Raw genomic sequence first — 14,962 nt, 5'->3', positions numbered from 1 at the left:
CAAATAAAGCAAGCCTAGCCTATCCGATGTTTTGAGACTTTGTATGCAAGAGCAAGTATGATAGATTATTTCATACTTCATACTTCTAATGGATACCATTAATTTTGATGGTGTAAATGGGCATCGCCACTGGTTTTATGAACCTTATGTTTACACTGGCGTGGCTGACATTGATGAACGATTAAGTGGTTTTCCTGTCGCCGTTTTTTTACCACAGCACCAGCCTACACAAGACACACCCTTAGTAATTGGTTTGCAGGGGATGTGTGCGCCTTATGGTTGGAATGCTTTTATTGTGCCGACATTAACACAAATGGGTATAGCTGTGGCTTTATTCGATACACCTTTTGCGGGTGAACGTAGCTTAGTACGTACATTTACAGCTGTAGTGCAGAACGAAATTAAGCCATTAATTGACCGAGGTATTGCCTTTGATACAGCATTACTTTTATCTATATTTCGCAGTACTGCCCAGGATATTTCTAGAATACGAGATTTTTGCTGCGATCGCTATAATCTGAGTCAGACAAAATTGGCATTATTTGGAGTTAGTATGGGAGTCTTGCTATCTGCATATACCTTTACAGCACATAGCTTGGGAGATAGACTACTAGGCACTATTGGTCATGCTGATCTGCCATCATTTGCTAAAAGTTGGGGATATGGTTTTTTACCTGATTTAGCAGCTTCGCCCCTTGGTAATTTAGCAGAAATATTCTTAAAAAAATTCCAGCCTGACTTGCAACCTGTAGTGCAGCTTTTACAATTAGCTAAACATCTCAAATATCAAGATAAATATACTTGGGAATGTAACCCGATGAACTATGTTCAACAAGTGCAACTTCCCCGAAGAGTGCGTTTTTTAATTGGTGCGAATGATCCAATTGTTAATATTAAAGATACTCGTGCTTGCGCTCAAAAATTTCCCGATGGTGCTTATTATGTGGTTCCAGGAATGGGACATGGAACCAGACAACAAGGGCTAACATTTGTGGATCATGTACGCTATTTTCTCGCTACCCAGTTGGGTGACTGGCAAAGATAGAAAAGAATTGAAAACTGGGCGTTCCACTAGTACAACAAGGCAAAAGTAACCCTTCTCCTGTCGGAGACGCTAACGCGAACGGCTGCGCTCAGGGTAAAAAAGGCAAAAGGAAAAAGAAATAATAACGATACCACAAGCCTTTTAGCAATTCCAGATAGTCTGTTTATTTACGCCGACCTGTACTAGCCCCTTGGAATATAGCAATTCTAAATGAGTCGTGAAAAACATAGATATGGAAACGAACCGCCAAGAACGCCAAGGACGCAAAGGTAAGAAAGAAGAAAAAGATATAGAAATTTTACAAATGATTTAGGACTGCTATAGTAAGACTTTTCCTCCTGCCTGGTTGGTGAGCGAAGCTGAACCACTGCCTTCTGCTATATGATTAACGCAGGCGGCAGAATTTGCGATCGCTATCATTTTCTGGGTATTGCCAAGAATAAGCAAAATGGCTCACACCTGCGAGTTGCGGTGCATATTTGCGTAGGGCTTGCATTTGGGCTTCTAGGGATGGGCGCGTGCTGGTTGATTGTCCCCATGCACCGGCTAAGGCGGGAATAATTTTTGTCCCCGGTTTAGCAGCACTAATCACCCGTTGCACTTGGTCGGCAATACAGCTAACATCACTACAAGTTGCATAAGCCATCGCGTGCCATTGCAAGTTACTGGGAAATCTATCCCAAGGTTGCAAGCGGGAATCATAGCCTTGTCCCACCATTTGGTTGCCATCTGGGAAAAACACTACTCCGGCGGGAATGCCTAGCTGCTGTACTGGGTAACTGGCTAAAGCAACAAAATCTAAGATACCTTGCATAGCATGGGCAACCATTAACTGCCAGAGTTCAACTTGCAAAGTCGGTTGTCTGTTGGTTGCTGGTAACAGGGCTTTGTCTTGTGGTGGCGGAACGCGCCCTTGCCACATCGGTTCCCCTTCTTGGGGATACAGTTTATCCACTTCATCGATATCGCCGGCGGTGACATATCCCTTACTCAAGAACCGCCGCATCAAATCCAAACCTTTTGTATTCAACGCCCGCTTAAATAAAGCTTCTTGCGTAGCTGGGGTAAATAGCCATAAATCAGTGACTTTTGTAGCGATGGAATCAGTGCCAGCTTGTCTGGGATAACGCACATAATCAAACAGCAAACCATCCGGGCGACGGCGTAGTACTTGCTGTACCATCTCGAAGTAATCGCGCTTGGCTTGCATATTGTAGGGGTCGATAAATACCTGGGAACCGTTATCTACAACATATAAACTCGTTTGCCCCTTGCCATTACGAGCGATCGCAGGTTCTCGATCTGGTATTTTGGCGTAGTTATAGCCGAAATTTGCAGTATACATCCAGGAATAAACCTTCAGCCCCCGTTCTCGCCCTTTTTGAATCGCCAACGCCAGTAAATCAATCTTTTCCGTCCCTGGAGTCCGTATTACAGAAGGCCAAACTGTGGGATTATCGGCGGCTGGTAATAATACCTGCCCATCATAAAAGGTTTCTACATAAATTTGGTTATAGCCACGGTTGACCATCCGATCCATAATTTGGTCAATTATCCCTGGTTGAATGTCGCAGGGATATAAACGCACCCAAACAGCTTGAATTTTTGGCCAAGTACGACTGCGGCATTTTTGTACATCTTGGGCGTGTTGGCGTACTAGCTTTTGATACTGGCTTTGGGCATCGCGATCGCCTTTGAGTGCCGACAAACGCAATTTTTCCTTTGTTTGGGCGGCTGTGTTTGATAACTTGCAATCTTGGTTAACTTGTGCTTGTGCTGGTTGGCTGATCAAGTTAGGTAGCAAAAGACTACTACTAAAAACCACAACCCACAAACGTTGCCATAATAATTTTGCAGAACGGTGAGATATACCGACAAGGTAGATGTACAAATTCACGGGCATTGACGATTAAGGTGTATCAATTGTTATAGCAAGAGGTATAGGGTGAAAGTATTAGTATTTCTAGCGTTGACGCTCGGAAAATCCTCTTTCATTTAAATACAGCTATTGCATCTAGGAATTACGCAATTACACGAAAAATTAAAAGTTTGGAGGTATAGGGATTCAAGGGTGTAAGTGTTCAAAACCCTTACACCCCATACCCTACACCCATTCTTCACAAACAATCTTTGTGCGTCAGCCCTAACAGATATACCTGTGTCAAAATAAATAAATCAAGAGTCCAAAGTCATAACTCTGGACTCTTGAATCTGAAAAAATATCACTAGAGGAATAGTTAAGCACCACGCTTGAGTGCAGATTCTACTTGCTGAAACTCCTGTTCTAGACGATTTTTCAGTTTTTGCGGAACTGGACGGTTTGGGTAAGAACTGTAGTGTCCCGCAAGAGAGTTAAGGGCGGTACGCATGGTTGTAAAAGAACTTAAACCAGAAATTGAACCAGCGCGTTGATAGCGGGCTGAGAAATCGTTAATTTTTTGCCGCGCATCTGCTTGAAGTGCGGCTTTATCTGGTGAATCGTCAGTTACTTCTAGGGCTTTTCTCAGGGTACTGACTACAGCCAATGTGTCTTGGCGATAATCCCCAGTTAAGGTATCAGGGCTAGAACAACCGATTAAGCCAATAGCTAAAACTAAAACCAAAGCAAGCAGACGCGACCAATAGCGTTTCATAAGCATTATTTGAAACTACACATAAATCATCGTCCATCCTATCTTGGAATGGTATCTAGGGGATCAGGAGAAGCATGAAGGATAAAATCAGCAACAAATTTTATCAAAACAGTATTCAGGAATCAGTATTCCGCATTCCTCCTGACTCCTGACTTCTGAGTTCTTCTTCACACTTTTTGATACAAAGTATCTCTTTGTTGATAAGGTCTTCCTAAAGATGCGATCGCAGTTTGTAAGGTGTCCACTTCCATACAAGTACCGCCCACAGCACCAGCCATTGTGGTGATATGTTCTTCCATCAATGTGCCACCAATATCGTTACAACCCCAAACTAAGGCTGCTTTTGCCCCAGCTAAACCCAACTTTACCCAACTAGGCTGATGGTTAGGAATCCAATTACCCAAGTAAATTCGGGCGACTGCGCCTAATAATAAAGCATCCGCTAAAACTGGTTGATCTCGCCCTACCCGACGGCGTAAAGATTTTGGTGCTTCTTGACCCACAAAGGGTAATAAGATAAATTCTGTGATGCGGGCTGGATAGCCGTGATTGATGGCTGTTTGTTGGAGCGATCGCAATTTTTCTAAATGCCCAATTTGTTGTTCTGGGGTTTCGATATGCCCCGATAACATGGTACTGGTGGTAGGTAAACCCAATTTATGGGCTGTGGAGATAATTTCTAACCAAGTCTCTGTGTTAATTTTTTCAGGACACAACACTTTTCGCACTTCATCATCCAACACCTCAGCCGCCGTTCCTGGTATCGAACCAACGCCAGCATCCCGCAAAGCTGCAATCACCGTTGCATAATCCAGCCCATCAATTCTGGCAATAAACTGTACCTCTTGGGGCGAAAAGGCGTGTAAATGAATTTGGGGAAATTCCTGTTTAATCGTTGCAACTAACTTCAGGTAATAAGGCAAAGATTTACCGTTAATCTGCGCTTCGGGGTTTAATCCACCCTGCATACAAATTTCCGTTGCCCCCCGCTTAACCGCATCTTGGGACTTTTCTAAAATTTGCCCCCAATCTAACCAATAAGCACCAACATCATCGGCATCGCGGCGGAAAGCACAAAAACTACAATGCTGTTCACAAATGTTAGTAAAATTAATATTACGGTTAATTACATAAGTAATAGTATCGCCTACCTGATTGTAGCGGAGTTGATCGGCTGTGTGGCGAATTGCCGCGATCGCTTCCGAATCAGTTTGCTTTAACAACAATACTCCCTCTTCAGGAGATAAATCGTACCCCATTAAGGCACGCTCAAGAATGTTTGCAACAGAAGTGTTGATCACAATTAATAACTAAAACTGTATTGTTTTTATTGACATTATCTAGCGAAAATCTAGGGCTTTGTATGGAGATTTTTATTTATACATCAGAAATCTAAGATTTATTACTTAAGAAAATTTGCTATTCGTAAAAATACTTATCAAAAAATATTTGATGTTTTTTAATATAAAATTCCGTATTTTTACGGAAACATTTTCTTAATGCTTCAGATAAACTCTATTAGCTCCTGAGTTATTACTTACTTATTTTTACATAGTAGTACTAATTCTGTAATTACCTAATTATTGCACCTACTCGTTAGGTGCATTTGTTTTATAAGTAATCTGACTTATGTAATGTTCGGAAGGAGAGAGCAGGATCAACTATGTGCTAATCTAGCGACTTGAGCCAATTTCTGATTATCAGTACATTTGAGGAAAAATAAACTATGTAAAGAAATATAAAATAGGTTAGCAATCTGATTTTCTCTTTCCCTCCGTAATTTAGCTCTATGAGAAACAGCCCAAGCAATACATTATTAACAGTGCCATCTGGTGGTTTGCATATTCCAGAATTTCCACCTCCCCATCTCACAACAGATAAAACAAACCTTTATTTTTCGCTGATCATTCCTACTTATAAAGAACGTGACAACATCGTTAGGCTCATCAAGATTCTGAGTGAACTGCTAGAGGAAGTTATTCCAGAAGATTATGAGTTAATTGTGGTAGATGATGATAGTCCTGATCGCACTTGGGAAGTTGCACAATCGATGATGGCAGAATATCCCAATTTGCGGGTGATGCGTCGCCAACAAGAACGGGGATTATCTTCAGCAGTTATTCGGGGTTGGCAAGTTGCGAAGGGAAGTGTGTTAGGAGTGATTGATGGGGATTTGCAACATCCGCCAGAAGTTTTGGCACAGTTGTTACATAGTATTGAACAAGGTGCAGACTTGGCGGTTGCTAGTCGTCATGTAGACGGTGGTGGGGTAAGCCGTTGGAGTGCGGTGAGACGTTTTTTATCTCGTGGCGCTCAAGTTTTGGGTTTGATTTTCTTACCAGGGGTATTAGGAAGAGTTTCTGACCCCATGAGTGGTTATTTTATGGTGCGTCGCCGTTGTATTGCAGGGGTACAACTGAATCCTGTCGGCTACAAAATTCTCTTAGAGGTCATTGCGAGGGGAAACGTAGCAGAAATAGCTGAGGTGGGTTATGTATTCTGTGAGCGCAAACAAGGTGAGAGCAAAGTAACTTGGAAACAGTATGTAGAATACTTACACCATCTATTGCGCTTAAGGTTGACTACAAAACAGGTAGGACAAAAATCTGCTTTTCCCATTGGTCGATTTCTCCGCTTTGGCTTGGTGGGGCTAAGTGGTGTATTTGTGGATATGGCAATTCTTTATTTATTGAGTGACCCATCAACTTTAGCTTTACCGTTGACGCGGAGTAAAATCATTGCTAGTGAAATTGCGATTTTCAACAATTTTTTATGGAATGACGCTTGGACATTTGCCGATGTATCGATGCAGCAGCAAGAATGGCATCATCGTGCAAAGAGATTTTTAAAATTTAATTTGGTATGCTTGGCGGGATTGCTCATCAACGTTGTGGTGTTAAATTTGGTGTTTAATTTTGTGATACCCAATCGTTATATTGCAAACTTGATTGCGATCGCAGTTGCGACTGTTTGGAATTTTTGGGTGAACTTGAAACTGAGTTGGCGCGTAACTGATGTGAAATGAGGGAGTTTGTTGGGAAGGGAGACAAGGGAGAAATCTAAAATGAACTTAAATTTACAAATCAAGTCAGAATAGCAAAGAGTTGACTTGTAAATGGCGCGGCTATGAAAGTTTTGTTTTGGAGTGCATCGAAGTTTTACAAAAATGCGATCCTGTTGTTATCTACCTTTGCTAACCGCCGCGTTACCCCACAAACCATGTCGGGACATTGGCATTTTGTAACTAATACTCGCTGGTTTCATCCGTTGCTGTTACTGCTGTGGTTTTTGATTGGTCTGGGTTTGCGGTTAACTAATTTAACAGCTAAACCACCTTGGACTGATGAATTTTCGACTTTAGTGTTTAGCTTGGGGAATAGTTTTTTACCAGTACCCTTAGACCAAGCGATCGCACCTGATATTTTATTACAACCATTACAACCCCAAGCAAGTGATACTATCCAAGATGTTTGGGCGCACTTGAGCCACGAAACTAATCATCCGCCACTGTATTTTTTCTTGGCTCATTGGTGGATGCAGTTATTTCCGACACAACAAGGTCTAGTTTCATTATGGGGGGCGCGATCGCTGGCGGCAATCTTTGGTGCTGCCTCAATTCCCGCTATTTATGGTTTAGGATGGCTAACTTTTCGCTCTCGCTTGATTGCACATATCGCTGCTGCCATTATGGCGGTATCACCCTACGCAATTTTTTTGGCACAAGAAGCACGTCATTACACTTTAGCAATTTTGTGGGTAATTGCATCTTTGGCTTGTTTAATTATTGCGACACGCCACATTCAAAATCGTACACCGTTACCCATCACCACAGCACTAACTTGGGTAGTAATTAACGCTTTCGGAATTGCGACACATTACTTTTTTGTTCTTACCCTTGGTAGTGAGGCTTTAGTATTACTTTTCCTCGGTTGGCGACAACGTAATTTAATCTCTCCACCTTGGCGGCGAATTTATGCGGTTGCTGCGGGTACTGCTGTTTCCGGGATAGTTTGGGTACCTATATTTTTGCAGAATAGTTATGGCGATAAATTAACCGATTGGATACAACAACCGCGCCAAGGTTTGGAGTGGTTAAACCCATTTTTTCAAGCCTTTGCTGCTTGGGTGACAATGCTTTTTTTATTGCCAATTGAATCACCGCAACTAGCAATTATTTTAATTTCTGGTTTAGTAATGTTGATTTTCTTTATTTGGTTTTTACCAATATTGATTCGGGGAATCAAAGTGCAATTACAACAACCAGAAACTCAAGTTATTTGGGGGATTATTTTAGCTGCGATCGCTTTATTTTTTGTCTTTACCTATTTCCTGGGAATTGATTTGACTAGAGGCGCACGTTATAACTTTGTTTATTTTCCAGCTGTCATTCTTTTACTCGGAGCAAGTTTAGCAGTGCGTTGGCAAACTCAGCAAAACAATTATAAAATAACAGGTCAACAAGCCATAGCGATAATTTGGCTCATGGGGTTTTGTAGCGCGGTAACGGTAATTTGTAATTTGGGATATCAAAAATACTATCGTCCTGATTTATTTTTACAACTCATCAGCCAAACATCCCAAGTTCCGGTGGTAATTGCCACTACTCAAATTACTCATGTTCAAATTGGTGAAATGATGGGTGTTGCCAGAGAATGGAAACTTCAAAACCAACCCTCACCATCGCTACAATTTATTCTTGCTCATCAAGACCAAGACCCAAATAAATCTACAAACACCCTCAATAATATTTTAAAATCTCTACCTAAACCTTTTGATTTATGGTTAGTAAATTTTCATGCACCCATAGCAGCAGAAACCGAAAAATGTCTTGCTGAAACTAAATCTCTCCCAGCAGTTAACGGCTATGAATACAAAATCTATCATTGTGAATAGTCAAAAGCTGAAGATGCCATTTACCTGTTCATCAGACGAATCAATGAGTCCTAAATCATAGCTTCACTTAACTCGATGTGCAAGTCATAATCCTGACTCAAATGCCGAAATTGTTTCCGAAATCGTTCATCAGCTTTAAAGTATAAGTGGCTTGCATTAAATAAGAATTCAGAAGTCAGAATTCTGGCTCCTGAATTCTAGTTTGTTATTTCATACAGTACTTATTCATCAATGCCATTAGGTACGCCTAAAATCGCACAAGGAAAATTAAAACCTAGCGCCTGAATCATCTTATGATTAATAGATTTACACCCCAGCAATAAAACATCAGCCGCTTCTATTTTCACAACTTTTGTCAATTCTGTAGCAACGTTACCAAAGCGTAAATGCGATTTAAAAGAACCCTGCCATTCTTCGGCTAAACTACGTGCTTGCCAAAGAATTTTATCAGCTTGTTCTAGATGAGTAATAGTTTGTGCTTGTAAAGGCTGGGCGATGCCTTTAATTTTTGGTTGAGTTAAGACAGAGGTTGCAGATTGGTACATATTACTAACTCCACATTCGCAGGGAGTTAAATAATTTGCCCAATTCACTTTATCTAAAGACTTTTCACTTTGATTTTGTTCTACGACATAAACGGCTTGGACTATAACTTGCTGATTTGTGGCTAAACGTGTTTGATGAGCAATCCAAAAAGCAATATCTAGTGCTGTGTGACTATGAGGTGAACCATCATAACCAACAATTAAATTGATGGCTTTAGCTGTGGGAGAATTGGTCAAATCACTTCTTTTTGGCTCTGGTATTAATACCATTTGCTCAACTAAATCATCTCTACCTATGGCGCTTTGGAGGCGCACTAGCATTGGCTTAATGTTCACAGTTTGACTTCTCCTAAAGCAAATGAACTAACAATGAGAAGCAGGGTGAATGAAGTATGAAGTATGAAGTGTGAAGTATGAAATTTTCATTAGCAATTTCATCCTTGAGACTTGATTCTTCAAGATTCATTTTTATCCTTTATTTCAAGAAACCCCAATAATAACTGTTATTACAGCCAAATTTTTGGGAGTTCCCTCCATTGCCGACGGAGTTAGCTGACGGGCTAAGACTGGAAGGTGTCTTTCTAAAAGATTAGCCCCATATATGTGGTTCCTCCGTTTCAAATCACGGTTGTGGATGAATTTGAATTAGGCGACCCGCTAAAAGAAATAATAAACTAATTTACTCATTTTGGGTGAAGTATTTATCAAGAAAATTCAAGGCATAATTACGCAATTCAAAATATTCTTTAGAATTACGCATAGCAGAGCGATCGCGGGGATGATCGAAAGGTACTTCTAAGATTTCCCCAATATTAGCGGCTGGGCCATTAGTCATTAAGACGATGCGATCGCTCATATAAATAGCCTCATCAACATCGTGAGTAATCATCATCACGGCTTGGCGGTTGTTTTCCCAAATATCTAATACCTGCCGTTGTAATTTTCCTCTAGTTAATGCGTCTAATGCCCCAAAAGGTTCATCCATCAGCAACATTTTCGGACGAATTGCTAAAGCCCTGGCAATACCTACCCTTTGTTTCATACCTCCAGAGATTTCATCAGGATACTTATCTGCTGCCGGGGTTAAGTTTACCATTGCCAAGTGTTCGTTAACAATGCTAATTTTTTCAGCGCGAGTTGCATTTTTTAACACTTCATCCACGGCTAAACGGATGTTTTCTCTAACAGTTAACCAAGGTAATAAGGAGTAGTTTTGAAAGACCATCATCCTTTCTGCACCTGGCTTGCGGATTTCTTTGCCATCTAGTCGCACTGACCCTGAAGTTGCTGTTTCTAACCCGGCAACAATTTTTAACAAAGTCGATTTACCACAACCAGAATGACCAATTACCGAAATAAATTCATCTTCACCAATGCTGAGATTGACACTATCCAAAACCACAAAATTACCTTTATCTGGTGTCGGATATGACTTGACTAAATTTTCAATTTCTAAGAAGTTATTACGAGACATAACTTGCTGTTCAGTATCGATTGAAGTGGGTGTATATTTCATCATCACAGGCTCCGCTAAAATTTGAACTATTTGTTAGTCAATGTTGAGAATTAATACCTAAGACATAAAAAAACGTACTGGAGATTTAGCCCGAATTTCAAAACTTTTGAGATAGCCTACAGGGTCACTAGGGTCGAAGGGTTTTTTGTCAATAAATACTTCTGCTGCTTCAACTTTGTAATCGTCTTTAGGGCATTCAATACCCATTTCTGCGGCTATTTCTCGATATAAATCTGTTCTCCAACCTTTTTCGGCTAATTCTTCAGCATTTTTAGGAAATTCATGAATTTGTCCCCATCTGGCGGCTTGGGTCATTAACCAAATACTTCTTGAACACCACATAAATGTTGAGTGTTCATTTGGCTGTTTGGGCAAGTTGTCGGGAATATCGTAAAAGATGGTAGTGTCAGCAGCTTTGATGGTGCGGTCTTTGCCATCAAAGCCACCATAGTTGTAACTTCCTAAAATACCTGGGGCTGTAAATTTGGTAAGTGGTGCGCCCTGTTTTTTCGGTCTCGCACCTGTAAAGGAACGTTCGGTAAGTAATTCGGCGACTTCTTGGCGATTTTCTGGTTTACTGCAATATTGGCAAGCTTCAATCATCGCCTTCACCAGAGAACGATAAGTTTTGGGATATTTGTCGATGAAGGGTTCCATCACACCTAATAATCTATCTGGGTGTCCTAACCAAACTTCTTTGCCTTGAGCGAAGGTAAAGCCAACACCTTCATTACCTGCAATTGCTCTAGTATTCCAAGGTTCAGCTACCATGTAAGCTTGCATTGCCCCAATTCGCACGTTCGTCACCATCTGGGGAGGCGGGACGATGATGACGCGAAATTCTTTGAGAGGATCAACACCAGCCGCCGCAGATATATAACGCACGAAGTATTCGTAAATCGCGGAACTCAGAACTACTGCCCAAACTCGATTTTCTGGTGGCTGTTTATCAAAGTAGGCGCGGAAATCTTTACCAAAGGCTTCTAATGCGCCGTCGCCATATTGTTGTTGATATTCGTACCACGGACGTAAGCCAAAATCCCACATAGCTTTGTTCATCGTCATGGCGTTACCGTGGCGATGAATGGTCATGGCTGCACACAAGGGTGCGTGACGTGCGCCTTCCGCACCAATTCTGGCATTAGTGACAGCCCCCGATACAACAGGGGAAGCATCTAAACGACCAAAAATTAAACCATCACGGGAAGTTGCCCAACTGGCTTCGCGGTTGAGTTTGACGTTTAAACCATACTTGCGAAAGAAACCTTTTTTCCAGGCGATCGCAAATGGCGCACAATCATTAACAGGAACGTAACCAACGGTAATATCCGGTTTTTCTAAGTCTTGAGGTCTGACTACGGGTTTGATGGCTAAGGCTTCTTCTGTCAGACCTGATGCTGACCTATCTCCCGAAATTCCACAGGATGACAAGGCAATTCCGGCTGTTGTTGTGCCAATTCCTAATAAAAAATCTCTTCTAGTCCAGTTATTGTCAGTCATTGTTGTAGTTCTTGGATTATGTTCGCGCAAAGGCGCAAAGAGACTCTACGATTTCTTGGCGTTCTTGGCGACTTGGCGGTTCGATATTAAAGGCTGGTAAATCTGTTATTTCGCAGTTGTTGGGCGATGAGTCACAAATTCTTGGAGTTTACCCACGGCGAAATCGAGAATTAGTCCAGTCAAACCAATCACAAATACAGCCAGAAAAACAGAACTGAGATTCAACCGACTCCATTCATCCCAAACAAAAAAGCCAATACCAATACCGCCTGTCAACATTTCGACGGCGACAATAACTAACCAAGCAATGCCTAAGCTAATTCGCAAGCCTGTGAAGATATAAGGTAAACTGGCAGGCCAAATAATTTTAGTGATTCTCCGCCAGCGTGGCATTTCTAAAACCTGTGCCACATCTATATAATCTTTGGGAACACTGGCGACTCCCAGGGCTGTGTTAATAATGGTCGGCCACAAGGAAGTGATGAAAATGACAAAAATAGCTGAGGGGTCTGCCAAGTTAAAGATAGCTAAAGCAATGGGCAACCAAGCCAAAGGTGATACAGGTTTAAATATCTGAATAATCGGGTTGAGGGCTAACATTGCTGGTCTGGACATCCCAATGAGAAATCCCAAGGGAATGGCGACGACTGCACCTAACGAAAAACCAATTAACACGCGGCGCAGACTGGCTAGTAACAGCCAACCAATGCCCAAGTTACCCGGCCCGCGTTGATAAAAGGGATTTAATATGTAGTCTAAGTTAGCAATTAACGCCTCTGGTGGTGTGGGCATTAATTCATGGTTGACTAAAGCAACCGCCCACCACAGCAAAATAATGCCTAAAAAACCCAGAATAGGTAAAAAGACGACATCTTTAGTAATAATGGGCTTGCTTTTCTGCCATACAGCTTTACCGGCGATCGCTGCGATCGCTGCTAAATTTAATTGCAATATCATCTATAACCTCAACAGGTTTCAGTACGGGTACAAAAATCTGAGCAGTACCAGCCTTGGACACTGATGAGATCAAAACATTATAAAAATGCTATCTCTTCAGTCTCCTCTCAATGCCTACGAAGTTAGCTGACGGGCTAGGGCTGAGAGATGCCCCTCTTTTTAAAAGTGCTGAGTAATGAGTGCTGAGTTAGATGATCACTAACTTTTTACTTTTTACTTTTTACTTTTTACTTCTACTAAGATACGCCCCAAAATTTGGTTCCTCCGTTTCAGCGTTACGCACTTTGACGCGCTGAATTAGGCTGACTTACTCGAATTGAAAACAATATAGCGAAATATAACATTGCTGTCCAGTAAAAACAACTTCTTGGGATAGATTCTATTGATTGATATTGCTTAATTTATTTATCTTTTGGGCTATCAATGATGTGTAACAAATATCTACTATTACCTCGTTAGTATTACCCAACAAAAAGCCAAAAAGTTCAATCTCAATAGCTAAAATCTATCTCTATAGGTACGTAGTTTCCTACTTGTTATAGTTGAATAATTCCGTTAATTCAGCACCAAAAAATCACCATTCTCGATACACTAGTTCTAGTCCAAAATTTCCTAACTAAATCTTTACAAAAATTAACGTAATGGATTTTAGTCTCATACTGGCTGAAAATACTAACAGTATCATCGAGAAATGGGTGATGGCAGTTCGGCAAGACAGGCAGATTGAAAGTGCTGATGACTTGTCTTATACAGCGATTAGAAATCACATTCCTGATGTGTTTCGCGCCATGATTAGTGTACTTGCCCCATCTCAAGAGAGTGATATTAAGTCGATACTCAAAGCCAGTTGGCAGCATGGGTTACTGCGGGCGGAACAAGGTTTTGAACCTACTGAAATTGCCAGAGAATATCGCTTATTAAGAATAGTAATATTTGATACTTTAGAAGCAGATTTATTGCAAGGAACGCCAGTGGAAATTGTGCGTTATATGCGTTTAATTGATGCTGTCATAGATGAAGCGATCGCACGCTGTTTTAAAAGTTATGTTGAAGAGCGTTTGCGAGAATTAAAGCATCTACATTTATCATTAACTCTGCATAACGAAGAACTCACACGGTTAATTAATGCTAATCAAGATACATTTTCGCAACTAGCCCACGAATTGAAACATCCTCTGACATCAATTATTGGCTATTCTGATTTATTTTTACGACAACAAAAACGAAATTCTGATATTAAAGACTCTTATACAAATTTAGAACATATTGAGCGAGTATTACGCAATGGCAGACACTTGCTGCGTTTAATTAATGATGTATTAGAACTATCCAGATATGATGCGGGTAAAGTACAACTGCAAATCGCGCCTACCAATGTCAAAGAATTGGTAATTAATGTGTGTGAAATGTTGGAACCGTTAGCAGAAGAGAAAGATTTACAAATTATTGTAGACTGCGATCGCTGTCCGGTAGAAATATTCACAGATGAGTTTCAATTACAACAAGTAATCACCAATCTTGTCAGTAATGCCATTCGCTATACAGAGTCGGGTAGCGTTAAGATTGTATGTCAAATTTTAGACGAAAATACTTGGTCATTTACAATTGCTGACACAGGAATTGGGATAGCGCCAGAAAACCAAGCACGGATATTTGAACCTTATTATCGTGTGAGTAAAGGCGATCGCGCCTACTTCCCCGATAGTACAGGATTAGGGCTGGCGATCGTTTCTCGGTTAGTCAAATTACTTCAAGGCGAAATCAATGTAGAATCTCAGCTAGGCGTTGGTTCCACATTTACTGTCACTTTCCCCTTAAAAATCAATACCTGATAGAAATAATTACATCCTTCACAAGTTCCTCAGATTTTTTG

General features: G+C 41.0%; 11 protein-coding genes and 2 riboswitches. Of the genes, 4 read left to right on the top strand and 7 right to left on the bottom strand.

Annotation, left to right across the window (positions count from 1 at the left end):
- Positions 1-88 precede the first annotated feature (88 nt).
- On the top strand, positions 89-1,045 hold the full coding sequence (locus H6G77_RS07360) for an alpha/beta hydrolase (protein ID WP_190871224.1): 957 nt from the start codon (positions 89-91) through the stop codon (positions 1,043-1,045).
- 385 nt (positions 1,046-1,430) lie between these two features.
- Here the strand turns inward: H6G77_RS07360 and H6G77_RS07355 are convergent, their stop codons facing one another.
- From H6G77_RS07355 to cofH, 3 genes are all read right to left on the bottom strand, one after another.
- Positions 1,431-2,948, bottom strand: coding sequence for a family 10 glycosylhydrolase (locus H6G77_RS07355; protein WP_190871223.1), 1,518 nt, complete (start codon positions 2,946-2,948; stop codon positions 1,431-1,433).
- A gap of 334 nt (positions 2,949-3,282) precedes the next feature.
- Complete coding sequence (psb27, locus tag H6G77_RS07350; RefSeq protein ID WP_190589380.1) at positions 3,283-3,678, bottom strand: photosystem II protein Psb27; 396 nt, start codon at positions 3,676-3,678, stop codon at positions 3,283-3,285.
- Positions 3,679-3,845: 167 nt separating this feature from the next.
- Positions 3,846-4,979, bottom strand: coding sequence for a 7,8-didemethyl-8-hydroxy-5-deazariboflavin synthase subunit CofH (gene cofH / locus H6G77_RS07345; protein ID WP_190871222.1), 1,134 nt, complete (start codon positions 4,977-4,979; stop codon positions 3,846-3,848).
- 488 nt (positions 4,980-5,467) lie between these two features.
- Here cofH and H6G77_RS07340 point away from each other — a divergent pair, with 488 nt between their 5' ends.
- Both H6G77_RS07340 and H6G77_RS07335 read left to right on the top strand, forming a co-directional pair.
- Positions 5,468-6,703, top strand: coding sequence for a glycosyltransferase (locus H6G77_RS07340; protein WP_190589382.1), 1,236 nt, complete (start codon positions 5,468-5,470; stop codon positions 6,701-6,703).
- 194 nt (positions 6,704-6,897) lie between these two features.
- Positions 6,898-8,571 (top strand): glycosyltransferase, encoded by a 1,674-nt coding sequence (locus H6G77_RS07335; protein ID WP_190871437.1) that lies wholly within the window; start codon positions 6,898-6,900, stop codon positions 8,569-8,571.
- Between the two features lie 221 nt (positions 8,572-8,792).
- On the opposite strand, the gene H6G77_RS07330 is transcribed toward H6G77_RS07335, so the two are convergent.
- The 4 genes from H6G77_RS07330 to ntrB form a co-directional block, all read right to left on the bottom strand.
- A complete protein-coding gene (locus tag H6G77_RS07330; RefSeq protein ID WP_190669288.1) occupies positions 8,793-9,437 on the bottom strand; it encodes a universal stress protein in 645 nt (214 codons plus the stop codon).
- Positions 9,438-9,640: 203 nt separating this feature from the next.
- A riboswitch (cyclic di-AMP (ydaO/yuaA leader) is annotated at positions 9,641-9,778 on the bottom strand.
- A 17-nt stretch (positions 9,779-9,795) separates the two neighbouring features.
- A complete protein-coding gene (locus H6G77_RS07325; RefSeq protein ID WP_190669286.1) occupies positions 9,796-10,632 on the bottom strand; it encodes an ABC transporter ATP-binding protein in 837 nt (278 codons plus the stop codon).
- A 57-nt stretch (positions 10,633-10,689) separates the two neighbouring features.
- Positions 10,690-12,132, bottom strand: coding sequence for an ABC transporter substrate-binding protein (locus tag H6G77_RS07320; protein ID WP_190871221.1), 1,443 nt, complete (start codon positions 12,130-12,132; stop codon positions 10,690-10,692).
- 105 nt (positions 12,133-12,237) lie between these two features.
- The gene (gene ntrB / locus H6G77_RS07315; RefSeq protein WP_190589384.1) at positions 12,238-13,089 is read right to left on the bottom strand and encodes a nitrate ABC transporter permease; all 852 of its coding nucleotides are present in this window, start codon (positions 13,087-13,089) and stop codon (positions 12,238-12,240) included.
- A gap of 96 nt (positions 13,090-13,185) precedes the next feature.
- Positions 13,186-13,403, bottom strand: a riboswitch (cyclic di-AMP (ydaO/yuaA leader).
- 327 nt (positions 13,404-13,730) lie between these two features.
- Between ntrB and H6G77_RS07310 the strand changes: the two genes are divergently transcribed.
- The gene (locus tag H6G77_RS07310) at positions 13,731-14,921 is read left to right on the top strand and encodes a sensor histidine kinase (RefSeq protein WP_190668945.1); all 1,191 of its coding nucleotides are present in this window, start codon (positions 13,731-13,733) and stop codon (positions 14,919-14,921) included.
- Positions 14,922-14,962: the final 41 nt, after the last annotated feature.

This window comes from Aulosira sp. FACHB-615 (genome assembly GCF_014698045.1).
In the GTDB taxonomy this organism is placed as follows: domain Bacteria; phylum Cyanobacteriota; class Cyanobacteriia; order Cyanobacteriales; family Nostocaceae; genus Nostoc_B.
The sequence above is the reverse complement of the archived record's forward strand: the minus strand, read 5'-3'. Positions and strand labels throughout refer to the sequence as shown.